The sequence below is a fragment of the Streptomyces sp. S07_1.15 genome (assembly GCF_020739505.1).
Taxonomy (GTDB): Bacteria; Actinomycetota; Actinomycetes; order Streptomycetales; family Streptomycetaceae; genus Streptomyces; species Streptomyces xinghaiensis.
Genome location: NZ_JAJBZK010000001.1, coordinates 2152587 through 2177019, shown reverse-complemented (window position 1 = coordinate 2177019; position 24433 = coordinate 2152587). Strand labels below are relative to the sequence as shown.

Below are 24433 nucleotides of genomic sequence, written 5' to 3'. Positions count from 1 at the left end.
GACGGCCCGTCCGTCCGGCCGCGTACGGGCCGGGGCGGGGTCAGCCGCGCTGCTGGGCCGGGACGCCGGCGGTCTCGTCGTCCGGGTTGCCGGCCGCGGCGACGGCCGCGCCGGTGAGCGTGGCCAGCATCTCGCGGACGTTCGTCAGCTGGGCGTTGATGCTGTCGCGGCGGTTGGTGAGCGCCGCCAGCTCGCGCTCGGACTCGCTGCGGATCCGGTCGGCCTTGGCGTTGGCGTCGGCCACGATGTCCTCGGCCTGGCGCTGCGCGGTCTCCACCGTCTGGCGGGCGCGGCGCTCGGCGTCGGTGCGCAGCTTCTCCGCCTCCAGACGGAGCTGCTCGGCACGGTGCTCGATCTCCGCGAGCCGCTTCTCGGCCTTGGCCTGGCGGGAGGCGAGGTCGCGCTCGGACTGCTCGCGGCGCTTGGCGAGGTTCGTCTCGAAGTCCGCGGCGGCCTGGGCGGCCTTGGCCCGGGTCTCCTCGAAGAGGGCGTCGGCCTCCTCGCGCTTCGCCTGGGCGTCCTTCTGCGCGTCGGCGCGGAGCGTGGACGCCTCGCCCTTCGCGCGCTCGACGATCCGGGCGCCCTCGTCCTCGGCCTTCTGCTTGCGGTCGTTGGCGTAGCTCTCGGCGTCGTTGCGGACCTGCTGCGCGGCCGACTCGGCCAGCTCGCGGTGCTGGTCGGCGGCGCGGCGGGCCTCGTCCCGCAGGTCCTTGGCCTCCTCCTCGGCGAGGCGGAGGATCTTCTCGACCCGGGCGCCGAGACCGGCGTACGAGGGCTCGGAGTCGTTGACCTGGGCCTGGGCGTTCTGCGTCTCGAGGTGCAGTTCCTCGATCCGCTTCTCCAGAGCGGAGATGCGCGACAGTGCGCTGTCGCGGTCGGCGACGAGCTTGGTGATGCGGTCGTCCACCTGGCCGCGGTCGTATCCACGCCGCACGAGCTCGAAGCCGAAGGGGGAGGAAGTGTCGCTCATGGGGTTCCTGTCGAAAGAGACTGAAAGAGACCGGTGAGGTGATAGACCGAATCCTAGGCCGCCGTACGGCGTGTCATCGAGTCATTGACGGTTTGATGTGGAGAATGACCCCTCTTTTGAGTGGCTAGCTGTCGGAACCCTTGCCACCCGAACGAGCGGCCCCCGCTGCCGCGGCCGTTTTGACCCCGTTCGCGCCCCCGGCCGCACCGGGCGTCTCGAAGGACTCCAGGGCCTCCAGAACGTCCTGGACCCGTGAGATCTCGGCGTTGATGTCCTCGCGCCGGCGGACCAGCACATCCAGCTCGCGCTGTCCCTCGTCGACCGTCCGCTTCGCCTCGGCCGCCGCCTCCGCGCGCATCGCCTCGGCCTCGCGTTCGACCTCCGCCTTCTTCTGCGCCGCCTCCTTGAGGAGCGCCTCGGCCTTCTTCACCGCCGCGATACGGACCTTGCTGGCCTCACTGCTGGCCTCCGAGAGCAGCTTCTCCGCCTTCTTCTCGGCCTCCGCGACCTGTTCGGACGCCGCCGTGACCAGCTTGTCGACCCGCTCGCCGGCCGACTTCACCGCCTCCGCGGCCTCCCGGCGCGCCCGCTCGTGCAGCTCCTCCATCTCGGCCTCGACCCGGGTCCGCAGCTCCTCGGCCCGCTCCCGGATCGCGGTGGCGTCCCGGCGGGCCTCGCTCAGCATGGTGTCGGAGTCGGTACGGGCCCGCTCCACCACGCCGTTGCCCTCGTTCGTCGCCTCGCCGACGATCCGCTCGGCCTCCCGGCGGGCGGCGCCGACCATGGTGTCCGCCTGCTCCTCGGCCGCCGTCGCCGCGCGCAGCGCCTCCTCGCGGGCCCGTTCCACCAGCTGGTCCGCCTGCTCGGCCGCGTCCGACCGGCGCTGGGCCGCGGCCTTCCGCGCCTCGTCGAGCACCCGGTCCGCCTCCGTCTGCGTCTCGCGGCGCAGCCGCTCGGCGGCCGCCTCCGCGTCCGCCTTGGTGCGGGCCGCCTCGGCGCGGGTGCGTGCCGCGTGCTGCTGGGCCGAGGTGACGGCCTCGGCGGCCTCCCGGCGCAGCCGGTCCGCCTCCTCGGTGGCCTCCGCCAGCAGCCGGTCCGCCTGCACGGCGGCGTCCGAGCGCCGCTTATTGGCCTCCTCGCGGGAGGTGGCGCGGAGCCGCTCGGCCTCCTCGATCGCCTCCGAGACCGTGCGGTCGGCCATCGACTTGGCGGCGTCCGTCTCGTCGCGCGCCTCCTGCCGGAGCCGGGTGGCGTCCTCCGAGGCCCGCTCCCGCTCGGCGTAGGCGTCCGCGCGGACCCGGTCCGCCTCGCCCTGCGCCTCCTCGCGGGTGCGCTGCGCCGCGTGCTCGGCGGCCGACCGGAGCCCGGCGATCTCCTGCTCGGCCTGCTCGTGCAGCCCGGCCACCGAGTCCCGTACCTGCTGGGCGGTCTGCTCGGCGGCGCCGACCAGTTCGGCGGCCCGCCGCTCGGCCTCCTCCAGCAGCCGGGCGGCCTCCGACTGCGCCTCCTCGACCCGCTTGCGGGCGGAGGCCAGCAGCTCCTCGGACTGCTCCCGGGCCCGGCGGCGCTCCTGGTCCGCCTCCTCGCGGGCGTCCCCGAGCAGCGTCTCCGCCTCCCGGCGGCGGCGGGCGGCCTCCTCCTGGGCGGCGTTCAGCGCCTCGGCGGCCTCGGCGCCGGTGCGCTCGGCGGCGGCCGCCGCCTCCGCGCGGATGCGGTCGGCCGTCTCCTGGGCCTGCGCCCGCAGCTCCTCGGCCTCCGCCATGGCGTCCGTCCGCAGCCGCACGGCCACCGACTCGCCCTCGGCACGCGCCGAGGAGGCGTCGGCCGCGGCCTCCGCGCGCAGCCGCTCGGCGTCCTCCTCCGCCTGCTGCTGGAGGGTGCGCAGCCGCTCGGCGGCCTCGGTGCGCAGCCGGTCCGTCTCCTCGACGGCCTCCCGGCGCAGCCGCTCGGCCTCCGTACGGGCCTCGCGCAGCGCCTCCTCGGCGGTGGTGACCCGCTCCTCGGCCTCGGTGTGCAGCCGGGTCAGTTCCTCGGCGGCCTCGGCGCGGCGGTCGCGGGCGGCCTGCTCGGCCTCCTCACGGAGCTGGGTGGCCTCCTCGACGGCCTGGTCGGCCGTCTTCCGGGCCTGGGTGAGAGCCTCCTTGCGCAGCTCCTCCGCCTCGCCCCGGGCGCGCTCCAGGGCGTCCTCGGCCTGCCGGCGCAGCGTGGTGGCGCGCTCGATGGCCTCGGTGCGGACGCGCTCGCTCTCGGAGCCGGCGTTGTTGCGCAGCTCCTCGGCGTCGGCCTTGGCCTTGGCCAGCAGCTCCTCGGCCTGGTTCGCGGCCTCCTCGATCTGCTGGACGGCCTCGCGGCGGGCCTCGCCCCGCAGCCGCTCGGCCTCCGCGACGGCGTCGGCCCGCAGCTGCTCGGCCTCGCCGCGCAACCGCCGTGCCTCCTCCTGGAGTTCGACGGTCTTGGCGCGGTACTCCTTGGTGTCGTCCTTGGCCGCGCCCTTGACCTGCTCGGCGGCGTCGGCGGCCTCGCTGCTCAGCCGGGAGGCCTCGGCCTCGGCCTCGCGGCGGATGCGCTCGGCCTCCTCGGCCGCGGCGCGGGTGGTGGCCTTGGCGTCCTCCTCCGCCTTGGTCAGCAGCTCCTCGGCGCTGCGGGCGGCCTTCGCCAGCTGGGCGGCGGAGTCCTCGGCGACCTTGGAGCGGGCGGCCTCCTCGGCCTCCGCGCGCATCCGGTCGGCCTCGGCCCGGGCGTCGGCCCGCAGCTGCTCGGCCTCCGCCTTGATCGTCTCGGCTTCCTTGGTGGCCTCGTTGACGAGCCGGGCGATCTCCGCCTTGGCGGTGCGCATCCGCTGCTCGTTGGCGGACTCGGCACTGCTGAGCTTCTTGCCCGCCTCGGCCTCCGCCTGCTCGCGCAGCCGGTCGGCCTCGGCGCGCGCCGTGCGCAGCGCCTCCTCGGCCTCCTTCATGCGCTGTTCGGCGGCCCGGGTCAGCTCCGAGGCCTGGCGGCGGGCCTGCTCGGACTCGCCGACCGTGGAGGTGCGGAGCTGCTCGGCGTGGTCGGTGGCCTCCTGCGCCTGATTGGAGGCGGCGGTCAGCAGGCGCTCGGCGTCGGTGCGGGCCCGGCGCAGGATCTGCTCGGCCTCGGAGCGGGCCGACTCGGCCTGGCTGCCCAGCCGCTCCCGGGCCTGCTCGGTGAGGCGGTGCGCCTCGGCGCGGGCGGCGGCGAGGGACTGCTCGGCCTCGGCGCGGGACTCGTCCAGCAGCCGGCGGGCCTGGGCCTCGGTCCGGGCGCGGAGCTGCTCGGCCCAGGCGACGTTCTCGTTGACGTGCGCCTCGACGGTCTGCCGCCGCTCGGCCAGCTCCTCGTCGAGCCGGCGGCGGCGTTCGACCGCCTCGGTGTGCAGCTCGGCCTCCAGCCGGGCCTGCCGCTCGGCGACCTCCTGCAGGAGCCGCTGGGTCTGGGCGCGGGCCTCGCGCAGCTCGCGCTCGGCGTCGGTGCGGAGCTGGTCGGCCTGGATCTGGGCGTTGCGGAGCAACTGCTCGGCCTGGTAGCCGAGATCGCCGTGGTCGTAGGCGGGCCGGGACATGATGGTGCGGCGCGCCTCGTGCAGCTTGGCGCGCAACACCTCGACCTGGTAGCCGAGGTCGTCGGCGTGCTGGACGGCCTTCTCCCGCTCGGTCTTCAGCCGCTCCATCTCGGCTTCGAACTTCGAGAGGTGGTCGTCAGCCTCGTAGCGGTCGTAGCCCCGCACTGCGCGGTCCATCCGTCCCCTGGTCGCGTCGACACCGGCGCTGCCCTGCCCGTTCCAGGCGCCGGCCCGTTCTTCGATCGGCAACAGCCCTTCCGTAGGAAGGTACGTTCCGAAACAAGGATGCCTTCAATCCGAGAAGGGTTCCCTGAACCGAACGCCGCCTTCCGGGGAATGGTGTCAGATCATCGGCGGGGAAGGGGGCACAGCCGTGGAACCTGCGCCGGCCTCACAACCCCGGCCGAACGGCCACTCTACCGGCCGGGGCGATATGAGGTCAGTGGCTGTGGGGGTCCTCGCTTCCCTCCGTCCCCTTGGCGGTGACGAGTTCGGTCAGCACGCCGCCGCAGTCCTTGGGGTGGAGGAAGGTGATCCGCGAGCCCATGGAGCCGGTGCGGGGCTCGTCGTAGAGGACGCGGACGCCCTTGTCCCGGATCGCGGCGGCGTCGCCGTCCACGTCGGCCGTGCCGAAGGCGATGTGGTGCACGCCCTCACCGTTCTTGTCCAGCCATTTCGCGACGGTGGAGTCCTCGCGGGTGGGCTCCAGGAGCTGCAGGTAGGACGCGCCGCCGTCCGAGGTCTCGTTGATCTTCAGCATGGCTTCGCGCACCCCCTGTTCCTCGTTGACCTCCGAGTGGAAGACCTCGAAGCCGTAGGTGGCGCGGTAGAACTCCACGGTCTTGTCGAGGTCGAAGCAGGCGATTCCGATGTGGTCGATACGCGTCAGCATGAGACCAGTGCACCCCTCTCACATGCGACTACGCAACGTGCGCGCGATCACACCCGCCGACCGGTGACCCGGGGCCATACCGCTCAGTACATTGACGGAAACCCTCGTTAACCCTTCCGGGGCCCTGCCGCATCCCCCCGGAAGGCTTGATCCCGTCCGAAGGGACCGCACCATGACTGCCACGACCGGTACCACTTCTGTGATCGTCGCAGGGGCCCGCACGCCCATGGGGCGTCTGCTCGGCTCCCTGCGCAGCTTCACCGGCGCCGACCTCGGCGGGGTGGCCATCAAGGCCGCCCTGGACCGGGCCGGCATCGGCGGCGACCAGGTGCAGTACGTGATCATGGGGCAGGTGCTCCAGGCGGGCGCCGGCCAGATCCCCGCCCGGCAGGCGGCCGTGAAGGCCGGCATCCCGATGAACGTCCCCGCGCTGACCGTCAACAAGGTCTGCCTCTCCGGCCTGGACGCCATCGCCCTGGCCGACCAGCTCATCCGCGCCGGTGAGTTCGACGTGATCGTGGCCGGCGGCCAGGAGTCCATGACCAACGCCCCGCACCTGCTGCCGAAGTCCCGCGAGGGCTACAAGTACGGCGCGGTGCAGGTCCTCGACTCGATGGCGCTCGACGGGCTGACCGACTCCTTCGAGAACGTCGCCATGGGCGAGTCCACCGAGAAGCACAACACCCGGCTGGGCATCGGCCGCCCCGAGCAGGACGAGATCGCGGCCGCCTCCCACCAGCGCGCCGCGGCCGCGCAGAAGAACGGCCTCTTCGAGGCGGAGATCACCCCGGTCGAGATCCCGCAGCGCAAGGGCGACCCGGTGATCTTCTCCCAGGACGAGGGCATCCGCGCCGAGACCACCGCCGAGTCGCTGGGCAAGCTGCGGCCCGCCTTCGCCAAGGACGGCACCATCACCGCCGGCAGCGCCTCGCAGATCTCCGACGGCGCCGCCGCCGTGGTCGTCATGAGCAAGGCGAAGGCCGAGGAGCTGGGCCTGGAGTGGATCGCCGAGATCGGCGCCCACGGCAATGTCGCCGGCCCGGACAACTCCCTGCAGTCCCAGCCCGCCAACGCGATCAGGCACGCGCTGGACAAGGACGGCCTGACGGTCGACGATCTGGACCTGATCGAGATCAACGAGGCGTTCGCCGCGGTCGCCGTGCAGTCCATGAAGGACCTCGGGGTGACCTCGGAGAAGGTCAACGTCAACGGCGGCGCCATCGCCCTCGGCCACCCGATCGGCATGTCCGGCGCCCGCGTCGTGCTCCACCTGGCGCTGGAGCTCAAGCGGCGCGGCGGCGGCACCGGCGCGGCGGCGCTGTGCGGCGGCGGCGGCCAGGGCGACGCCCTGATCGTCCGCGTCCCGGGCAAGTGACCCGCGGCCCCCGCCGCGCCCGGCGGGGGCCCGAAAGAGATCCACAGAGACGGAGCAGTGACCGATGGCCGACGTCCCCACCCTGGTCGAGCAGGCGCGGCAGGGCCGCCCGCGTGCCGTGGCCCGGCTGATCTCACTGGTGGAGGGGGCGTCGCCGCAGCTCCGTGAGGTCATGGCCGCCCTCGCGCCGCTGACCGGCAACGCGTACGTGGTCGGGCTGACGGGCTCGCCCGGGGTGGGCAAGTCCACCTCCACCTCGGCGCTCGTCAGCGCGTACCGCAGGGCCGGGAAGCGGGTCGGGGTGCTCGCGGTCGACCCCTCCTCGCCGTTCTCCGGCGGCGCGCTGCTGGGCGACCGGGTGCGGATGGGCGACCACGCCTCCGACCCCGGCGTCTACATCCGCTCGATGGCCACCCGCGGCCATCTCGGCGGGCTGGCCTGGGCCGCCCCGCAGGCGATCCGGGTGCTCGACGCGGCCGGCTGCGATGTCGTCCTGGTGGAGACCGTCGGCGTCGGCCAGTCCGAGGTCGAGATCGCCTCGCAGGCCGACACGAGCGTGGTGCTGCTGGCCCCCGGCATGGGGGACGGCATCCAGGCGGCCAAGGCCGGGATCCTGGAGATCGGCGACGTCTACGTGGTGAACAAGGCCGACCGGGACGGGGCCGACGCCACCGCCCGGGAGCTCAACCACATGCTCGGCCTGGGCGAGGCGCGGTCGCCGGGGGACTGGCGTCCCCCGATCGTCAAGACCGTCGCGGCCCGGGGCGAGGGCGTCGACGAGGTCGTCGAGGCGCTGGAGAAGCACCGGGCCTGGATGGAGGAGCGCGGCGCGCTCACCGAGCGGCGCCGGGCCCGTGCGGCCCACGAGGTGGAGACGATCGCGGTGACCGCGCTGCGGGAGCGGATCGGCGACCTCCGCGGCGACCGGCGGCTCGGCGCGCTGGCCGAGCGGATCGTGGACGGGACGCTCGATCCGTACACGGCCGCGGACGAGCTGGTCGCCGGGGTCACCGAGAGCTGACGGACTCCGGGGGCCCGGGCCCGGGCGCGGGGCCGGCCCGGGCCGGGCAGGGCCCGCACCGGAGGCGGCGGCCGGCGGCCGGCGGCCGGTGCCACGGGGCGGCCGCCGCGCTCCGGGCGCGGGGTGGCGGAGCACCACGAACGGCGGCGCCGGTCCGTGCGGGACCGGCGCCGCCGTTGTCGTGTGGCGGATGCGGATGCCGTGGCGCTTGCCGTGTGCCCGGACCGGGGCGCCGTGTCCGGTGACCCGGGCCGCGGGCCGGTCAGCCGTCGGAGCGGCTGTCGTCCCGGTCGTCGTCCTCCCGGTCGTGGTGCTTGTCGTCGTCCCGGCCGTTGCGGTCGTCGTCCTTCCCGCTCTCCCGGTCATCCCCGTCGCGGTCCTCCCGGCCGTCCCGGCCGTCCCGGCCGTCCCGGCCGTCCCGGTCGTCGCCGGAGTCCTGGGCGGCCGCTCCGGCGCCGGTGACCTTCCCGGTTTCGGCGTCCACCCGGACCTCGCGTTCCGTGCCGTCCTTCCCGAGGATCTCGACCTCCCATCCGCCGGCGCGGCCCGTGTCCCCGTGGTCGTCCCGCCCCTCGAACTCGACCGAGGTCACCGTGCCGGGTGTCTGCTTCACCGCGGCGCCGGCGGCACTGCCGAGGTCCGTGGCGGCCCGCTGGAGGGACTCCCGCTCGCCGCGGTCGCCGCCGGCCCCGTCCCCGTCTCCGTCCTCGTCGTCCTCGGCGACGCCCGTCACCTTGCCGCTGCCCGCGTCCACCCGGACCTCGTACCAGGTGCCCTTCCGGTCCAGCACCTCGATCTCCCAGACCGGCCGGTCGTCCTCGTCGTCCAGTTCGGCGGAGGCTGCGGTGCCGGCGCGGGCCTCCAGCGCCGCGCGGACGGCTTCGGCCACGGTGGTCCGGGTGGCCCCGGCCCGTTCCCGGTCGTCGTCGCCGGACCGTCCGGAGTCCTCCGAGCCCTCGCCGGCCGCCGCGCCCGGCCGTGACGGTGCGTCCCCGGCCGCCCCGCCGTCCCCGGCGGCCGCCACGGCCGCCGCCGTTCCGCCGCCGGCCAGGACGGTGGCGGCGAGGGCCGCGATGAGAATGTTCCGCTTCATGGGTGCCTCCCGTGTCGGTGTGGCGCCCACCGTGCCGGGACGATGCTGAAGCCCCGCTGAAGCCACCTGAAATTCCCTTCAGGCGGGGTGCGCGAGACTGGGCTCGTGCGCCTGCTGATCGTGGAGGACGAGAAACGGCTGGCTCTGTCGCTGGCCAAAGGGCTCACGGCGGAGGGCTTCGCCGTGGATGTCGTCCACGACGGCCCGGAAGGGCTGCACCGGGCGCTGGAGGGAGTCCACGACCTGGTGGTGCTCGACATCATGCTGCCCGGGATGAACGGCTACCGCGTGTGCGCCGCGCTGCGCGCCGCCGGCGCCGAGGTCCCGATCCTGATGCTGACCGCCAAGGACGGCGAGTACGACGAGGCGGAGGGCCTCGACACGGGCGCCGACGACTATCTGACCAAGCCGTTCTCCTACGTCGTGCTCGTGGCCCGGGTCCGGGCGCTGCTGCGGCGGCGCGGGCGCACCGCGTCCCCGGTGCTGACCGCCGGGCCGCTGACCGTGGACACCGCGGCCCGCCGGGTGCGGCACGGGGACGAGGAGATCACCCTCACCGCGAAGGAGTTCGCCGTGCTGGAGCAGCTCGCGGTGCGGGCGGGCGAGGTCGTGTCCAAGGGCGAGATCCTGGAGCACGTCTGGGACTTCGCCTATGAGGGCGACCCCAACATCGTCGAGGTGTACATCAGCACCCTGCGGCGCAAACTCGGCTCCTCCCGCATCGCCACGGTGCGCGGGGCCGGCTACCGGCTGGTGGACCGGTGATGAGGAGCGTACGGGCGAAGGCCGCGCTGGGCGCCACGCTCGTCGTCACCGTCGCCCTCGTCGCCGCGGGGGCCGCCGTGCTGTGGGTGCTGCGGGACAACCTGCTCGGCCGGGCCGATCTGGAGGCACGGCTGGCGGCCCGGGAGATCGCCTCCCAGGTGGCCGCGGGACGGGCGTACGGAAGCCTGGCTCTGCCGGACCGGGAGCAGCCGGTGCAGGTGGTGGACGAGGACGGGCGGCTGCGCGCCGCCAGTGAGGGGCTGGAGGCGGTGACCGGCACCGGCAGCGCCCGTGTCACCCCCGAGCCCGGCCCGTCCCCCACGGGTGACGATGACGACGACCGCGACGACGACCACGGCGGCCGCGCCGACGATGACGACGACCCCGGAAGCGGCGAGGTGTCGGAGGACACCGGGACCCGTTCCGGCACCGCCACCGTGGACGGTGAAACAGCCGCCTACCGCTTCGCCTCGGTGGAGGCCACCACCCCGCGGGGCGAGACCGTGACCGTCCACGCGGGCGCCCCGCTCGCCACCGAGCAGGAGGCGGTGGGCACGGTCCGCACGGCGATGCTGGCCGGGCTGCCCCTGCTGCTCGCCGTGGTGGCGGCCGCGACCTGGCAGACGACCCGGCGCGCCCTGCGCCCCGTGGAGGGCATCCGCCGCGAGATGGCCGCGATCACGGCCTCGGCCGATCTCTCCCGCCGGGTGCCGGTGGCCGGCTCCGGTGACGAGGTCGAACGGCTGGCGCGGACCACCAACGAGACCCTGACGGCCCTGGAGTCCTCCGTGGAGCGGCAGCGGAAGTTCGTCGCCGACGCCTCGCACGAGCTGCGCAGCCCTATCGCCAGTCTGCGCACGCAGCTGGAGGTGGGGGAGGCGCACCCGGAGCTGCTGGACGTCCCGGGCGCCGTCGCCGACACCGTACGGCTGCAGGCACTGGCCGCGGATCTGCTGCTGCTGGCCCGGCTGGACGCGGGGGAGCGCCCGCCGGACCGGGTGGTGGACCTCGGGACGCTGGTGCGGGAGGAGGTCGCCCAGCGCCGGGACCGCCTTCCGGTGCGGGTGGCGGTGGAGCCGGGGTGCGAGGTCACCGGGTCGCGCGGCCGGCTGGCGCAGGTGCTGGGCAATCTGCTGGACAACGCGCGGCGTCATGCCCGCCGCGAGGTGGGCGTCTCGCTGCGGCGCGACGGCGCCTGGGCGGTGCTGGAGGTGTCGGACGACGGGCCCGGGGTGCCCCCGGACCAGCGCGAGCGGATCTTCGAACGGTTCGTCCGCCTCGACGACGCGCGGAGCCGCGACGACGGCGGGGCCGGACTGGGCCTCGCCATCGCGCGGGACATCGCGCTGCGCCACGGCGGCACGCTGGTGGTGGCCGACGGCGCGGTGTTCCGGCTGCGGCTGCCGCTCGCCGGGGTCTCCGTGAGCGGCAGCGGCCCGGACGCCGGGTCCGGGCGGTGACCGGCGGCCGGTCAGCCGGCGCGCTGCTCGCGGAGGTGCTCCGCGACCGGGGTGAGCGTCTCGCGCAGGGCCGTCAGCTCCGCGGGAGGCATCAGGTCGATGAAGTGCCGCCGTACGGACGCGACATGGTGCGGTGCGACCTCGCGCATGACCTGCGCTCCGTGGTCGGTCAGAACGGCGTAGAGCCCCCGGCGGTCGGACTCGCAGTTCTCCCGCCGGACGAGGCCCGCGTTCTCCATGCGGGTGATCTGGTGGGAGAGCCTGCTCTTCGACTGGAGGGTGGCGCCGGCGAGATCACTCATTCGCATCCGCGATTCCTCGGACTCGGAGAGGTTCACCAGGATCTCGTAGTCGTTGATGGTCAGGCCGAACGGCTGCAGATCCTTCTCCAGTTGGTGCATCAGCAGTTTGCTGACGTCCAGGTGGGTGCGCCAGGCACGCTGTTCCTCATCGCTGAGCCAGCGGGTGGCCGTCTCGGTCTCCATATGAATATTCTACCTATTAAAGTTGAAATACGGACCAATGGCGGACTGCTTGCTTCGCACCGCCCCCGGTGTTCCCTCGTGCAACTGCTCGGTGCGGGCACGCGTTCGAAACGTTACACTCCGGAGACCCGCGTTTACAGTCCGAAGCGGCGCTGGAGTCCTCCCAGGCCGCCCGGCAGCTGGGGAAGTTGGGGCGCCGGGGAGCCGGAACCCGGGCCGCCGGAGGGGCCGCCCCCGGGAACGCCCGGCTCCCCGGGGACGGCGCCGGTGGCGAGCTCGTCCATCAGCTGCTCGGTGGACTGCAGCAGCACCTGCCCGGCCCCGGTGAACTCGAACTGGTGCTCCTCACCGGAGGCCCCGCCGAGCCCGGTCAGGGCCCGTACGCCGCCCAGCACCCCGCGCAGATAGCCGTGGTCGTAGTGGTGGCAGGGGGAGGGGCAGTCCGCCCAGCCGACGAGCGCCTGCGGATCGACCCGGACGGGCGGTTCCACGAAGACCACCGGGCCGTTCGACGCGGCCACGAACTTCCCCGTCCCGATCAGCGTGAGAAAGCCCGGGATGATCGACTGCTTCAGCGACAGCCCCGGCTCGAAGGCCAGCAGATTGCCCGACCGGACGGTGAGGTTGCCGTCCTCCAGGTCGTAGGAGTTGACATCGAAGGCCCGGTCGGCGAGAAGCATCTTGCCCCGGCCCTCGGCCACCACCCAGTCCGCCGCGTGCAGCGGGGAGTGGAAGCTGCCGGCGACCAGCCGGTCGAGGCGGCCGTGGCCGACACCGTCGAACGCGATCTCGCCGTAGTAGGCGATCATCTTGCCCTTCTGCAGGAACCACTGGCCGTTCAGGTCCACACAGAAGGTGTAGGAGTTGACGTTGTCGTCGGCCGGCAGGGACTGCGGGTCGAAGACGGCCGGACCGGTCAAAGCTTCTCCTCCGATGCCTGGACGAACACCGCGCCGGTGCCCGAGAGTTCGAGCTGGAAGGCCTCTCCCGAGCCGCGGCCGACCATGTCCCGCCAGCCCAGCGCCGTGGAGAGCTTGTTGCGCAGGTCGCCGTGGTGGGCGACGTACGCCTGCGGGTCGACGTGCACCGGACGGTCCGGGGAGACCGGCAGTTCGATGACGCCGCCGTGGGCCATCACCGCCACCGATCCGTGGCCGCTCAGGGTGGTGGTGAACAGCCCCTGGCCGGTGACCTGGCCCCGCACCATGCCCATCACCCCGCCCTGCGAGCCCAGGAACACCGGCTTCTGCTGGAGCGTTCCGTCGAACGCCAGCAGCCGGTCCGCCTCCACATGGAGGGTGTCGCCGGAGAGCTCGATCACCTGGATGTGGTGGCCGCCGTGCCCGAACATCACGGTGCCGTCGCCCTCGACCGTCATCAGCGGCGCCGCCTCGCCCGCCACCCGGCGGCCGATCATCGACATCACCCCGCCCTGCCCGCCCGCGATGCTGGGCGTGAAGCTGACCTGCCCCCGGTAGGCGAGCATCGCGCCGCGCTGGCTGAACAGCCGCCGGCCGGGCGTGATCCGCGCCTCGACCATCTTGGAGTTGATCTCCCGGAACGGCATCAGAGCTGCCCCCCGACCGTGTTGCGCTCGCTGGGCTGCACATAGACCAGCCCCTCGCCCTCGAAGCGGATCTGGAACGACTCCCCGGAACCCTCGCCCAGCACGGTGCGGAAGTTCACCCCGGACTGGAACTCCTGCCGCAGCTTGCCGGAGTGGGCGACGTACGCCCCCGGGTCCACCCGCAGCGGATACGCCGGCGACACCCGCAGCACCACCGCCGGCCCGTCGGACATGATCGCCGCCTGGCCCGTGCCCTCGACCACCGTGGTGAACAGGCCGTTGCCCTGGGCCGCCCCGCGCAGTCCGGTGAAGGTCGTGCCGGTGCGGAGCCCGGCGTCGGCCGCGAGCAGATTGCTCGCCTCCACATGGAGCGTGTCGCCGTGCAGCGGGACGAGGGTGATCTCGGTGGCCCGGTCGGCGAACCAGCAGGTCCCCTGCCCCCGCACCTCCATCAGCTCCATCTGCTCACCGGTGAGCCGGCGGGTGACCATGCCGCGCAGGCCCTCGCCGCCTCCGCTCAGTTTCTTGAAGTCCATACGGCCGTCGTAGGCCACCATCGCGCCGTTCTTCGCCTTGACGGCCTCTCCGGCCAGGTCGACGGCGAGTACTTTGCTGCCTTGCAGTCGGAATTGCGCCACAGCCCCGACCGTATCCGCCCCGGGGGAGTACCGACAGGGGATCTCCCGTACGAGAGCCGGACCGCGGGCCGTAGGGAATGTCACACCGGCCCACCCGGGCGGCCGTCCGCCCGGCGCGGCTGTCAGAATGGACCGCGCTTGTGCGGGCGTTCACAAGCCGCTCGCCGCATGGGCACCCCCGGACCCGGCCCGCACCCCGGGGCCCGGTCCCACCCCCGACCCCAGCCCCCCGTTCCGTCCGGAAAGAGGTTCCCGCCCGTGGACATCAAGACCGCATCCGCCGTCCGCCGACTCCGCCTGGTCTCCGCCGTGGAGGCGGTCTCCTACCTGCTGCTCCTGGTCTGCTCGGTGCTCAAGCGCACCACCGACTTCAACGCGGTGCCGGTGATGGGCGCGATCCACGGTGTGCTGGTCATCCTCTTCCTGCTCTTCCTGGCCGACGCCTGGAACCGCACCAAGTGGCCGGTGAAGCAGCCGCTGGTCTACTTCGTGCTCTCGCTGATCCCGGTCGGCGGCTTCTGGGCCGAGCGGATGCTGCGCCGCGAGGAGGAGGCCGGGGTCATCGCCGCCCGGGCCCGCCGCGAGGGTGTCGTCAACGCCTGAGGCGATTCCGCCGGTCGCGGGGGACGATCCGCCCTCCAGCGGTCGTCAGCCCGCCGCCAGCGCGATCCCGAGCGGCGTGCGCTCGTACAGCACCTGGTGGCCGTAGCGGTGCGAGGTCAGCAGGCCCGCGTCGCGCAGCGCCGAGAGGTGCGCCGAGACGGAGGAGGGCGCCAGGCCCAGCCGACGGGCGAGGCCCGTGGTGCTCGCCGGCTCCTCCAGCGCGGTGAGGACGGCCGCGCGGCCCCGGCCGAGCAGCCGGGAGAGCACCTCCGGCGGCTGCTCGCCGGAGGAGGATTCCCACAGCCCGCCGAGGCCGCGGGCCGGGTAGACCAGCGCCCGGTCCCACGGCACCCCGGCGCCGGCGGCCGGGCCCGGCCGGCAGAAGACGCTGGGGACGAGCAGGAGGCCGGTCCCGTCCGCGCCGTGCGTCCCCTCGGCCCGCTCGGCCCGCTCGGCCCTCTCCCCGCCGTCCGTCCCGTGCTCCGCAGGTTCGGCGTGCGCGACCGTCAGCGTGCCGTCGCTCCAGGACACGTCCGGGTGGAGTTCGGCGAAGAGTCCCTCCGGCCCGCCGCCGGACAGCCGTCGCGCGTGGAAGGCGGCGTCGGCCTCCAGCAGGGCGTGCAGCGGCGGCCAGTCCGGCTCGATCAGCGCCCGCCAGGCCAGCTCCAGCAGGTCCGCCAGCTCCTTGACGGCCCGGCCGGGGTCCTCCAGCATCCGCCGTCCGCGCAGGCTGACGGCCGCGCCCGGGGTCGCGGCCAGCGCGCGTTCCAGCTCCACCCGGGCCACGGCCGGGTCCGTCGCCCGGACCCGGGCCAGTTCGTCCTCGATCCGGGTGTACGGGTCGGCGGGGCGCGGGGCGAGGAAGCGGGGGCCGCAGCCGTGGGCCGGGGTCAGCAGCGACAGCGGCGCCAGGTTCAGCCCGGAGGCCGCCACCTGGATCCTGCGCAGCCAGGGAAGCCGGGCGCCGGGCGGACCGGGGCGGTCCAGGGCGCGCACGGCGCTCCGCGTCTCCCACAGCGGGGAGACCGCGAACCGGCAGTGCTGCGCGTCGTCGGGCCCGCATCGCAGATGGAACGGCATAGGGTCCGCCCTCTCCGCCAGGTTTTCGTTCCTGTCCGAAAGCATGTCGGGGATGATCTACCCCGAGGCCGGGGGCACATGCCCGGCCGGTCTTCCCGCACACCGGGTTGACCGGTATGCGGAACGGGGCTGACCACCATATGACCGGCCGGTAAGGTCGAGGCGTGCCGAAGCCGCTCAGCCTGTCGTTCGACCCGATCGCCCGAGCCGACGAACTCTGGAAGCAGCGATGGGGATCCGTACCGTCCATGGTCGCCATCACCTCGATCATGCGGGCCCAGCAGATCCTGCTCGGGCAGGTGGACGCCGTCGTCAAGCCGTACGGCCTCACCTTCGCCCGGTACGAGGCCCTGGTGCTGCTCACCTTCAGCAAGGCCGGCGAACTCCCGATGTCCAAGATCGGTGAGCGGCTGATGGTCCACCCCACCTCCGTCACCAACACCGTCGACCGGCTGGTCCGCTCCGGCCTGGTGGCCAAGCGGCCGAACCCCAACGACGGCCGCGGCACCCTGGCGACCATCACGGACAAGGGGCGCGAGGTCGTGGAGGCCGCCACCCGCGATCTGATGGCGATGGACTTCGGGCTGGGCGTGTACGACGCCGAGGAGTGCGCCGAGATCTTCGCGCTGCTCCGCCCGCTGCGCGTCGCGGCCGGCGACTTCGAGGAGGAGTGAGCGCGGGCCGCCGGCCCGGGTCCGGGCGGAGCCGGGGCAGCGGCGGGCTCGCCGCGGGCTCCGGTTAGGCTCGACGGCATGAAGAAGAGCGTGCTGACCCGGTACCGGGTCATGGCCTACGTCACCGCCGTCATGCTGCTGGTCCTCAGCACCTGCATGGTGTTCAAGTACGGCTTCGGCCGCGGCGAGGACCTCACCTTCGTGGTGTCCCAGACGCACGGCCTGCTGTACATCATCTATCTGATCTTCGCCTTCGACCTGGGCTCCAAGGCCAAGTGGAGCTTCGGCAAGCTGCTCTGGGTGCTGCTCTCCGGCACCATCCCGCTCGCCGCCTTCTTCGTGGAGCGCAGGATCACCCGCGAGGTGGAACCGCTCGTCGCGGACGGCACCCCGGTGGCGGCCGAGGCGTAGAGCGGCCGGGCGCCGCGGGCCCGTGGTCCGCGGCGGGCTGCCATCGACAGATAGTAGGACGTCCAAGTAAATTGGCGGCATGGACTCCGACGCTCTCGAAGAAGGCCGCCGCCGCTGGCAGGCCCGGTACGACGCGGCCCGCAAGCGGGACGCAGACTTCACCACGCTCTCGGGCGACCCGGTCGACCCCGTGTACGGCCCGCCCCCGGGCAGCGCCGTGCCCGGGTTCGAGCGGATCGGCTGGCCCGGGGAGTACCCCTTCACCCGCGGTCTCCACCCGACCGGCTACCGCGGCCGCACCTGGACCATCCGCCAGTTCGCCGGCTTCGGCAACGCCCGGCAGACCAACGAGCGCTACAAGATGATCCTGGAGGCCGGCGGCGGCGGCCTCTCGGTGGCCTTCGACATGCCGACCCTCATGGGCCGCGACTCCGACGAGCCCAAGTCGCTCGGCGAGGTCGGCCACTGCGGCGTCGCCATCGACTCCGCCGCCGACATGGAGGTCCTCTTCCAGGACATCCCGCTCGGCGACGTCACCACCTCCATGACGATCAGCGGCCCCGCCGTCCCGGTCTTCTGCATGTACCTCGTCGCCGCCGAGCGGCAGGGCGTCGACCCCGGCGTCCTCAACGGCACGTTGCAGACCGACATCTTCAAGGAGTACATCGCGCAGAAGGAGTGGCTCTTCCAGCCCGAGCCGCATCTGCGCCTCATCGGCGACCTGATGGAGCACTGCGCGCGGAACATCCCCGCGTACAAGCCCCTCTCCGTCTCCGGCTACCACATCCGCGAGGCCGGCTCCACGGCGGCGCAGGAGCTCGCCTACACCCTCGCCGACGGCTTCGGCTACGTCGAACTGGGCCTCTCCCGCGGCCTGGACGTGGACGACTTCGCGCCCGGCCTGTCCTTCTTCTTCGACGCGCACCTCGACTTCTTCGAGGAGATCGCCAAGTTCCGCGCCGCGCGCCGCATCTGGGCCCGCTGGATGCGCGACGTCTACGGGGCGAAGACGGAGAAGGCGCAGTGGTTGCGCTTCCACACCCAGACCGCCGGGGTCTCGCTCACCGCCCAGCAGCCGTACAACAACGTCGTACGGACCGCGGTCGAGGCGCTCGCCGCCGTCCTCGGCGGTACCAACTCCCTGCACACCAACGCCCTCGACGAGACCCTGGCGCTCCCCTCGGAGCAGGCCGCCGAGATCGCGCTCCGCACCCAGCAGGTGCTGATGGAGGAGACCGGCGTCGCCAACGTCGCCGACCCGCTCGGCGGCTCCTGGTACATCGAGGCGCTGACCGACCGGATCGAGGCCGACGCCGAGAAGATCTTCGAACAGATCAAGGAGCGCGGCCGGCGGGCCGTGCCGAACGGCGAGCACCCGATCGGGCCGGTCACCTCGGGCATCCTGCGCGGCATCGAGGACGGCTGGTTCACCGGCGAGATCGCCGAGGCCGCCTTCGCGTACCAGCGGGCGCTGGAGAAGGGCGACAAGAAGGTCGTCGGCGTCAACTGCCACACCGGCTCCGTCACCGGCGACCTGGAGATCCTGCGGGTCAGCCACGAGGTCGAGCGGGAGCAGGTCCGGGTGCTCGCGGAGCGCAAGGCGGCCCGTGACGACGGCGCGGTCCGGGCTGCCCTGGACGCCATGCTCGCGGCGGCCCGGGACGGCGGCAACATGATCGAGCCCATGCTGGAGGCCGTACGGGCCGAGGCCACGCTCGGCGAGATCTGCGGCGTGCTGCGCGAGGAGTGGGGCGTCTACACGGAGCCGGCCGGCTTCTGACAGCCCGGTCCTCCGGCCGTCCGTCCCCGCCGGTCCCCGCGCCCGCCGCGGCTCCGGGGGCCGTACGGACGGCCGGATCCGCGTGCGGTCTCACGGCGCTTTTCCGATCGGCGCCCGGAGAGGGGAGGATGTACCCATGCAGCCACGGAACATGTCCATGAGTGGAGTGGTCGACCTCGCCGCCGTGAAGGCCGCCGGGGAGGCCAGGCAGAAGGCGGAGCAGGCGCGCGCCGAGGCGGCCCGCGAGGGCCGGACGGCTGCCGCGCCTCCGGCCGCCGTGATCGATGTCAACGAGGCGGATTTCGAGCGGGAGGTGCTCCAGCGGTCGGCCCAGGTGCCGGTCGTCATCGACTTCTGGGCCGAGTGGTGCGAGCCCTGCAAGCAGCTCAGCCCGGTGCTGGAGCGGCTGGCGGCGGAGTACGGCGGCCGCTTCGTCCTGGCCAAGGTCGACGTCGAGGCCAACCAGATGCTCTTCCAGCAGTTCGGAGTCCAGGGCATCCCGGCCGTCTTCGCCGTCGTCGGGGGGCAGGCGCTGCCGCTGTTCCAGGGGGCGGCCCCCGAGGCGCAGATCCGGCAGGTGCTGGACCAGCTGATCCAGGTGGCCGAGGAGCGCTTCGGCATCGTCGGCGAACCCCTCGGGGCGGGCGAGGAGGGCGCGGCCGAGCAGCCCGCTCCCGAGCCGCCCGCGGGCCCGTACGACGCGGCGCTCGCGGCGGCCCACGAGGCGCTGGACGCCGGCGACCTGGGCGGCGCGATCCAGGCCTACCGGAACGTCCTCAGCGACGACCCGGCCAACCCGGAGGCCAAGCTCGGCCTGGCCCAGGCGGAGCTGCTCCAGCGGGTGCAGGGCGCGGACCCGCAGGCCGCGCGGAAGGCCGCGGCCGACAACCCGGCGGACGTGGACGCCCAGATCGCCGCCGCCGATCTCGACCTGGTCGGCGGGCACGTCGAGGACGCCTTCGGGCGGCTGGTCGAGACGGTCCGGCGCGCCGCCGGTGACGAGCGGGAGCGGGCGAGACTGCGTCTGCTGGAGCTCTTCGAGGTCATCGGGGCGGACGACCCGCGGGTGACCAAGGCCCGGACCGCGCTGGCGCGCGTGCTGTTCTAGGCGCGGGCCCGGGCACGGCCCGGAAGGACGGGCGCCGGAGCGCGTCCTTCCGGGCCGAAGGCGAAAGGTGACAACGCGGGGCCGGACGGCGGCCACCGGCGGGGAGACCCCCGCGGGTGGCCGCCGTTCGGCCCCGCTGTGCCGTCCGGCCCCGCTGTGCCGTCCGGCCCCCGCGCCGGCGCCTGGCCGGTACCGCACCCTCCGGCGGCCGGGCTCGCATTGCCGGATGTCCGGATCTCCACACCTCGGAGACGGCACTTTGCCAAAACTTGGTGATGACCTCCGCTGTTACTGCCAGTAAGAGAGGGTCGTTCCTTCGTCCGGTTCTGTCCGGTCATTCCGGAAGTGCCGTGACGAACCGCGACGACCGACAGTGCCGGATCCGGGCGGTCCGGACCGGCGCTCGTCATCTGCTCATTACTCGCAAGTAATGAACCCCTTGTGTGACAGACGGATATGCACCACGATCGGCCACGCTCGGTCTCGTCCCGCAGTACCGCATCCAGCCGGTGCCACGGGACGGGTCCCCACCGGGCAGGCCGGCGTGGGTGATGCCGGCCTTGGACAGGGGGGTACCCGCCGCGGAGCGGGTCCTGTCCAGGAGGTTGCGCGAGAGCGTGGCCAGTGGTTGTCGCTCGGGGGTGATCGCCGGGTTTCGGACACGTTTCCGTCTCCGAGACGGCGTTCTCCTTTCCGAGGACGTAGCACTTCTCCCATCCCAGGCCAGGGGCTCCCCCGGCCGGAGATGTACGTCCGAGAAGGAGGAAAGTCATGGAGTCCCAGGTGCGTGGCGGGACCAGATGGAAGCGGTTCGCCGTGGTGATGGTGCCCAGCGTGGCGGCCACCGCCGCGGTGGGCATCGCGATGGCGCAGGGCGCGCTGGCGGCGTCCTTCAGTGTTTCCGGGCAGTCTTTCAAGGTGACGGCCGACCACCTCGAAGGTGAAGGCTTCGTCCAGTACGGCGCGATCGCGACGGGCAAGACCCTGGAGGGCAAGGACACCGCCCACCCGGTGGCGGTCTCCGCGTTCAAGCACGCCGAGATCACCAACATGTGCCAGTCGGTGGTCACGCCGGGCATCCCCGGTCTCGGCTCGGTGTCGCTGCAGCTGAAGGCCGGTGGCAACGGCACCGCCGTCGCCGCCGACAACCTCTACATCGATGTCGCCGACCTGAACGCCGACGCGACGTTCAAGAACATCAACATCGGTGTCGCCGCCGGGTCCAGCACCAAGGGCCCCGGCATGAAGGGCGGCAAGGAGCAGGCGAACCCGTTCGGATTCGCCCAGGAGGCCGACAAGGCCATCCTGAAGAACGTGAAGCAGACGGCCTGGGCGACCAGCGCCGGAACCTTCAAGCTGAGCGGCCTCTCGATGAAGCTGCACAGGGGCGTCAAGGAGTGCTACTAAGCACTCGCCCGGGCGGGCGGGGGCTTCGCCCCCCGCCCGCCCACTTCCTCACTTTTTGAGCAATGCCCGCACCAGGGAGCTGTTTTCCATGAGCGCCGAGTCACCGGGTCCGAGCGGCCGATTCCACTACTGGAGGCTTCGTTTCCGCGTCTGGCGTGGCAACCGGCCCTTCTGGGCGGGCCTGCTGACACTGCTGGGCGGACTGCCGATCGCGTACTTCCCGTACGCGAATCTCACCGTCGGACAGCTGACGATCCGTATGGCGACCACGGCGGGCGCGGGCTCGCTGGTCATCGGAGTTCTCCTGGTCGTCCTGGGCCTGACGATGTGGTACCAGTCCGTCGCCAAGACCTTCGCCGGCGTCGCGGCGATCATGCTCGCACTGGTCTCGCTGGTGGTCTCCAACATCGGAGGCTTCCTGCTGGGCTTCCTGCCCGCTCTCATCGGTGGTGCCCTGGCCATCGCCTGGGCGCCCGGCAAGAAGCCCGAGGAGGAACCCGCACCCCGGAGGGTGCCGGAGAGCGAGGACGGTGCCTCCGCGCCGGAACCGGCCGCGGCCGGCGTCTGGGCGGACGAAGAATCCGAGAAGGGGAGGCACCGTGCGGGCTGACGAGGCTCGGCTCGACGGCGAGAGCCGCCGTCGCGCAGCAGAAGGGCCGCGCCACGCGGCCCCGAGAAAGTCGATGCTCACGCGTTTGCACATGCCCGCCGGCCGGGCGATAGCCCTGGCGGCCATGCCGACCGCCGTGCTCGTGGGCATGGGACTCAGCACCCCGCTGGCCCAGGCCGACCCGCAGCCCAAGTTCAAGCCGGGCAAGTGCGTGTCGCAGCCCGACGAGCCGGACGAGGACGGCAAGGCCGCCGAGGACGGGAAGACGGACGACCGGGCCGCGGGTGAGAAGGACGGCGCCGCCGCGCCGGAGACGTCCGAGCCGGCCCCCGAGCCGTCGTCCGGCGGCGCGCCGGAGCCGGAGCCCGCCCCGAGTGCGGAGGACGGCGGGTCCGCGGAGTCCTCCGAGGCGTCCGGGTCCGCGGCCGAGGAGTCGCCGGAGCCGGAGCCGTCCCCGTCGGAGTCCGAGACGAGGAACCCGCTCGACCCGCTGGGCATCGGTGAGAAGATCAACGACTTCTTCACCGGCGGCGGCGAGGAGGAGACCGCCGAGGCCTCGGCCACCGCCTCTCCGAGCGTCACCCCGTCGGCGGAGCCCTCCGCGGACGCGGAGGAGCCCGCGGACTCGGCGCGCGAGAGCGCCGGCGAGGCCGTGGACGAGGCCGTGGACGAGGCCGTGGACGAGGTCGCGGACGCCGCCGGATCGGCCGCCGGGACGGCGGAGGAGAAGGCCGCGGAGGCCAGGGAGGCCGCGGAGAAGGCGGCCGAGGACGCCAAGGACGCGGCCACCCCGTCCCCCTCGCCGACCGCCGAGGACGGCCTGCAGCCGTTCCCCTGCCCCGAGTACGACGCCCAGGCCCTGGCCGACGCGGAGGTCGACCCGACCCCGGCCCTGCTGCCCGACGAGCCGTGGATCCTGGAGAGCAGCAAGCTCTCGCTGCACGGCCTCGACTACCAGGGCATCGTCAAGGTCAGGACCTGGAGCGGCAAGGTCAAGGAAGTCCTGAAGTTCACCGCCACCGGCGTGGACATCCGGGACCTCCACCAGATGGTCCAGGCCCCCGGCGGCAGCACCACCCATGTGAAGGCCGCGGAGGGCAGCAACTCCACGATCCGGGGCGGCACGGTGACCATGTACACGGAGGAGCTCAAGGGCAACCTCCTGGGCATCATCCCGATCACCTTCAGCCCCAAGAGCCCGCCGCCGCTGAACCTCCCCGAGGTCTTCTTCACCGGTGTGAAGGTCACCCAGGCCGGCCAGTTCGGCGGAGACCTGACGGTCCCCGGCATGAAGATGTACGACGGAGGCTGAGACGGAACGCCACACCGCTCCCCGGGCACGGTTACCCCGCTCCCGGAAGGCGCGAGACGACAGGTGGGCCGCCCCGGACGGGGCGGCCCACGCTGCGTGGTGCGGGGGGACGGGGGCGGCGCGGAGCCGCTGCCCGGCCCGGGGGAGCGGGTCTCAGCCCTGGGCGCCCAGGTGGTGGACCCGGACCATGTTGGTGGTGCCGGGCACGCCGGGCGGGGAGCCCGCCGTGATGATCATGGTGTCGCCCTCGTTGTAGCGGTGCAGCTTGAGCAGCTCCGCGTCGACCAGGTCCACCATCGCGTCGGTGTTGTCGACATGCGGGACGACGTGGGTCTCGACGCCCCAGCTCAGCGCGAGCTGGCAGCGGGTCGCCGGGTCGGTGGTGAAGGCGAGGATCGGCTGGCTCGCCCGGTAGCGGGACAGCCGGCGGGCGGTGTCACCGGACTTGGTGAACGCCACCAGCGACTTGGCGCCCAGGAAGTCGGCGATCTCGCAGGCCGCGCGGGCCACCGAACCGCCCTGGGTGCGTGGCTTCTTGCCGGGCACCAGCGGCTGGAGGCCGCGGTTGAGCCACTCCTGCTCGGCCTCCTCGACGATGCGGGACATCGTCTTGACCGTCTCGATCGGGTACTTGCCGACCGAGGACTCGGCCGACAGCATCACCGCGTCCGCGCCGTCCAGGATCGCGTTGGCCACGTCGGAGGCCTCGGCGCGGGTCGGCCGCGAGGAGTTGATCATCGACTCCATCATCTGCGTGGCGACGATCACCGGCTTGGCGTTGCGGCGGCACATCTCCACCAGCCGCTTCTGCACCATCGGGACCTTCTCCAGCGGATACTCGACGGCCAGGTCGCCACGGGCGACCATCACGCCGTCGAAGGCCATCACGACCTCCTCCATATTGGCGACCGCCTGCGGCTTCTCCACCTTGGCGATGACGGGGACCCGGCGGCCGACCTCGTCCATCACCCGGTGCACGTCGCGGACGTCCGACGCGTCCCGGACGAAGGACAGCGCCACCATGTCGCAGCCGAGCCGGAGCGCGAACCTCAGGTCCTCGACGTCCTTCTCCGACAGCGCCGGCACGTTCACCGCCACGCCCGGCAGGTTGATGCCCTTGTGGTCGGAGATGACCCCGCCCTCGATGACGATGGTCCGGACCCGCGGCCCGTCCACCTCCGTCACCTGCAGCGCCACCGCGCCGTCGTTGATGAGGATGGACTCGCCCTTGGAGACGTCCGCCGGCAGGCCCTTGTAGGTGGTGCCGCAGATGGACTTGTCGCCCGCGACGTCCTCGGTGGTGATGGTGAACTCGTCCCCGCGGACCAGCTCGACCGGGCCCTCGGCGAAGGTCTCCAGCCGGATCTTCGGCCCCTGGAGGTCGGCGAGCACGCCGACCGCCCGGCCGGTCTCCTCCGACGCCTTCCGGACGCGGTGATACCGCTCCTCGTGCTCCGGGTGGCTCCCGTGGCTCATGTTGAAGCGGGCCACGTTCATACCGGCCTCGATCAGCGACTTCAGCTGCTCGTAGGAGTCGACGGCTGGGCCCAGGGTGCAGACGATTTTGGAACGGCGCATGGGGGCCATCCTATCGGGTTTGTTTCG

At 72.9% G+C, this 24433-nt stretch carries 22 protein-coding genes; 12 read left to right on the top strand and 10 right to left on the bottom strand.

The features are described from left to right. Positions 1–40: 40 nt before the first annotated feature. The 3 genes from LIX60_RS09115 to mce all read right to left on the bottom strand — a co-directional run bounded on the left by LIX60_RS09115 (position 41) and on the right by mce (position 5439). Positions 41–970, bottom strand: a complete 930-nt coding sequence (locus LIX60_RS09115; protein ID WP_227957995.1) for a cellulose-binding protein — start codon at positions 968–970, stop codon at positions 41–43. A 124-nt stretch (positions 971–1094) separates the two neighbouring features. Next, positions 1095–4712 carry a polarized growth protein Scy gene (scy, locus tag LIX60_RS09110; protein WP_308102036.1) on the bottom strand — a complete coding sequence of 1206 codons (3618 nt, stop codon included), beginning with the start codon at positions 4710–4712 and terminating at the stop codon, positions 1095–1097. A gap of 274 nt (positions 4713–4986) precedes the next feature. Next, positions 4987–5439, bottom strand: coding sequence for a methylmalonyl-CoA epimerase (mce, locus tag LIX60_RS09105; RefSeq protein WP_227957994.1), 453 nt, complete (start codon positions 5437–5439; stop codon positions 4987–4989). Between the two features lie 172 nt (positions 5440–5611). On the opposite strand from mce, the gene LIX60_RS09100 reads away from it, so the two are divergent. Further along, positions 5612–6814: an acetyl-CoA C-acetyltransferase gene (locus LIX60_RS09100; RefSeq protein ID WP_227957993.1), complete on the top strand. Its 1203-nt coding sequence runs from the start codon at positions 5612–5614 to the stop codon at positions 6812–6814. 64 nt (positions 6815–6878) lie between these two features. Continuing rightward, a complete protein-coding gene (meaB, locus tag LIX60_RS09095) occupies positions 6879–7835 on the top strand; it encodes a methylmalonyl Co-A mutase-associated GTPase MeaB (protein WP_019706344.1) in 957 nt (318 codons plus the stop codon). Positions 7836–8097: 262 nt separating this feature from the next. Here meaB and LIX60_RS09090 read toward each other — a convergent pair whose 3' ends face one another. Beyond that, positions 8098–8928 carry a PepSY domain-containing protein gene (locus tag LIX60_RS09090; RefSeq protein WP_227957992.1) on the bottom strand — a complete coding sequence of 277 codons (831 nt, stop codon included), beginning with the start codon at positions 8926–8928 and terminating at the stop codon, positions 8098–8100. Between the two features lie 105 nt (positions 8929–9033). Here LIX60_RS09090 and LIX60_RS09085 point away from each other — a divergent pair, with 105 nt between their 5' ends. Both LIX60_RS09085 and LIX60_RS09080 read left to right on the top strand, forming a co-directional pair. Next, positions 9034–9693 carry a response regulator transcription factor gene (locus LIX60_RS09085; protein ID WP_227957991.1) on the top strand — a complete coding sequence of 220 codons (660 nt, stop codon included), beginning with the start codon at positions 9034–9036 and terminating at the stop codon, positions 9691–9693. After that, positions 9693–11153 (top strand): cell wall metabolism sensor histidine kinase WalK, encoded by a 1461-nt coding sequence (locus LIX60_RS09080; RefSeq protein ID WP_227957990.1) that lies wholly within the window; start codon positions 9693–9695, stop codon positions 11151–11153. Before LIX60_RS09085 ends, LIX60_RS09080 begins: the two co-directional genes overlap by 1 nt. A gap of 11 nt (positions 11154–11164) precedes the next feature. Here the strand turns inward: LIX60_RS09080 and LIX60_RS09075 are convergent, their stop codons facing one another. The 4 genes from LIX60_RS09075 to LIX60_RS09060 all read right to left on the bottom strand — a co-directional run bounded on the left by LIX60_RS09075 (position 11165) and on the right by LIX60_RS09060 (position 13843). Then, positions 11165–11638, bottom strand: a complete 474-nt coding sequence (locus LIX60_RS09075; protein ID WP_043459671.1) for a MarR family winged helix-turn-helix transcriptional regulator — start codon at positions 11636–11638, stop codon at positions 11165–11167. A 134-nt stretch (positions 11639–11772) separates the two neighbouring features. Next, positions 11773–12558: an AIM24 family protein gene (locus LIX60_RS09070; RefSeq protein WP_227957989.1), complete on the bottom strand. Its 786-nt coding sequence runs from the start codon at positions 12556–12558 to the stop codon at positions 11773–11775. Next, a complete protein-coding gene (locus LIX60_RS09065) occupies positions 12555–13205 on the bottom strand; it encodes an AIM24 family protein (RefSeq protein WP_227957988.1) in 651 nt (216 codons plus the stop codon). The genes LIX60_RS09070 and LIX60_RS09065 overlap by 4 nt, the downstream gene beginning before the upstream one ends. Then, entirely contained in the window at positions 13205–13843 is a 639-nt protein-coding gene (locus LIX60_RS09060) for an AIM24 family protein (protein WP_227957987.1), read from the bottom strand. Before LIX60_RS09060 ends, LIX60_RS09065 begins: the two co-directional genes overlap by 1 nt. Before the next feature lie 258 nt (positions 13844–14101). On the opposite strand from LIX60_RS09060, the gene LIX60_RS09055 reads away from it, so the two are divergent. Next, on the top strand, positions 14102–14446 hold the full coding sequence (locus LIX60_RS09055; protein WP_019709973.1) for a DUF3817 domain-containing protein: 345 nt from the start codon (positions 14102–14104) through the stop codon (positions 14444–14446). Between the two features lie 45 nt (positions 14447–14491). Here the strand turns inward: LIX60_RS09055 and LIX60_RS09050 are convergent, their stop codons facing one another. Then, a complete protein-coding gene (locus LIX60_RS09050) occupies positions 14492–15526 on the bottom strand; it encodes a DUF5937 family protein (RefSeq protein ID WP_227957986.1) in 1035 nt (344 codons plus the stop codon). A 164-nt stretch (positions 15527–15690) separates the two neighbouring features. On the opposite strand from LIX60_RS09050, the gene LIX60_RS09045 reads away from it, so the two are divergent. The 7 genes from LIX60_RS09045 (at position 15691) to LIX60_RS09015 (ending at position 22828) form a co-directional block, all read left to right on the top strand. Beyond that, positions 15691–16200, top strand: a complete 510-nt coding sequence (locus tag LIX60_RS09045; protein ID WP_043459688.1) for a MarR family winged helix-turn-helix transcriptional regulator — start codon at positions 15691–15693, stop codon at positions 16198–16200. A 78-nt stretch (positions 16201–16278) separates the two neighbouring features. Next, the gene (locus LIX60_RS09040) at positions 16279–16611 is read left to right on the top strand and encodes a DUF3817 domain-containing protein (RefSeq protein WP_227957985.1); all 333 of its coding nucleotides are present in this window, start codon (positions 16279–16281) and stop codon (positions 16609–16611) included. Between the two features lie 79 nt (positions 16612–16690). Beyond that, positions 16691–18391 carry a methylmalonyl-CoA mutase gene (locus LIX60_RS09035; RefSeq protein WP_227957984.1) on the top strand — a complete coding sequence of 567 codons (1701 nt, stop codon included), beginning with the start codon at positions 16691–16693 and terminating at the stop codon, positions 18389–18391. Between the two features lie 136 nt (positions 18392–18527). Beyond that, the gene (locus LIX60_RS09030; protein ID WP_227957983.1) at positions 18528–19499 is read left to right on the top strand and encodes a tetratricopeptide repeat protein; all 972 of its coding nucleotides are present in this window, start codon (positions 18528–18530) and stop codon (positions 19497–19499) included. 771 nt (positions 19500–20270) lie between these two features. After that, positions 20271–20906 carry a DUF6230 family protein gene (locus LIX60_RS09025; RefSeq protein WP_227957982.1) on the top strand — a complete coding sequence of 212 codons (636 nt, stop codon included), beginning with the start codon at positions 20271–20273 and terminating at the stop codon, positions 20904–20906. An 88-nt stretch (positions 20907–20994) separates the two neighbouring features. Then, positions 20995–21516 carry a DUF6114 domain-containing protein gene (locus LIX60_RS09020; RefSeq protein WP_019709967.1) on the top strand — a complete coding sequence of 174 codons (522 nt, stop codon included), beginning with the start codon at positions 20995–20997 and terminating at the stop codon, positions 21514–21516. A gap of 73 nt (positions 21517–21589) precedes the next feature. Then, positions 21590–22828: a hydrogenase expression protein HypF gene (locus LIX60_RS09015; protein ID WP_227957981.1), complete on the top strand. Its 1239-nt coding sequence runs from the start codon at positions 21590–21592 to the stop codon at positions 22826–22828. A gap of 153 nt (positions 22829–22981) precedes the next feature. On the opposite strand, the gene pyk is transcribed toward LIX60_RS09015, so the two are convergent. Continuing rightward, positions 22982–24406, bottom strand: coding sequence for a pyruvate kinase (gene pyk / locus LIX60_RS09010; protein WP_227957980.1), 1425 nt, complete (start codon positions 24404–24406; stop codon positions 22982–22984). Between the last annotated feature and the right edge of the window lie 27 nt (positions 24407–24433).

Coding starts and splice junctions, on each gene's coding strand:
- LIX60_RS09115 (WP_227957995.1), bottom strand. CDS start 970: ATGAGCGACACTTCCTCCCCCTTCGGCTTCGAGCTCGTGCGGCGTGGA.
- mce (WP_227957994.1), bottom strand. CDS start 5,439: ATGCTGACGCGTATCGACCACATCGGAATCGCCTGCTTCGACCTCGAC.
- LIX60_RS09100 (WP_227957993.1), top strand. CDS start 5,612: ATGACTGCCACGACCGGTACCACTTCTGTGATCGTCGCAGGGGCCCGC.
- meaB (WP_019706344.1), top strand. CDS start 6,879: ATGGCCGACGTCCCCACCCTGGTCGAGCAGGCGCGGCAGGGCCGCCCG.
- LIX60_RS09090 (WP_227957992.1), bottom strand. CDS start 8,928: ATGAAGCGGAACATTCTCATCGCGGCCCTCGCCGCCACCGTCCTGGCC.
- LIX60_RS09080 (WP_227957990.1), top strand. CDS start 9,693: ATGAGGAGCGTACGGGCGAAGGCCGCGCTGGGCGCCACGCTCGTCGTC.
- LIX60_RS09075 (WP_043459671.1), bottom strand. CDS start 11,638: ATGGAGACCGAGACGGCCACCCGCTGGCTCAGCGATGAGGAACAGCGT.
- LIX60_RS09065 (WP_227957988.1), bottom strand. CDS start 13,205: ATGCCGTTCCGGGAGATCAACTCCAAGATGGTCGAGGCGCGGATCACG.
- LIX60_RS09050 (WP_227957986.1), bottom strand. CDS start 15,526: ATGCCGTTCCATCTGCGATGCGGGCCCGACGACGCGCAGCACTGCCGG.
- LIX60_RS09040 (WP_227957985.1), top strand. CDS start 16,279: ATGAAGAAGAGCGTGCTGACCCGGTACCGGGTCATGGCCTACGTCACC.
- LIX60_RS09035 (WP_227957984.1), top strand. CDS start 16,691: ATGGACTCCGACGCTCTCGAAGAAGGCCGCCGCCGCTGGCAGGCCCGG.
- LIX60_RS09030 (WP_227957983.1), top strand. CDS start 18,528: ATGCAGCCACGGAACATGTCCATGAGTGGAGTGGTCGACCTCGCCGCC.
- LIX60_RS09025 (WP_227957982.1), top strand. CDS start 20,271: ATGGAGTCCCAGGTGCGTGGCGGGACCAGATGGAAGCGGTTCGCCGTG.
- LIX60_RS09020 (WP_019709967.1), top strand. CDS start 20,995: ATGAGCGCCGAGTCACCGGGTCCGAGCGGCCGATTCCACTACTGGAGG.
- LIX60_RS09015 (WP_227957981.1), top strand. CDS start 21,590: ATGCTCACGCGTTTGCACATGCCCGCCGGCCGGGCGATAGCCCTGGCG.
- pyk (WP_227957980.1), bottom strand. CDS start 24,406: ATGCGCCGTTCCAAAATCGTCTGCACCCTGGGCCCAGCCGTCGACTCC.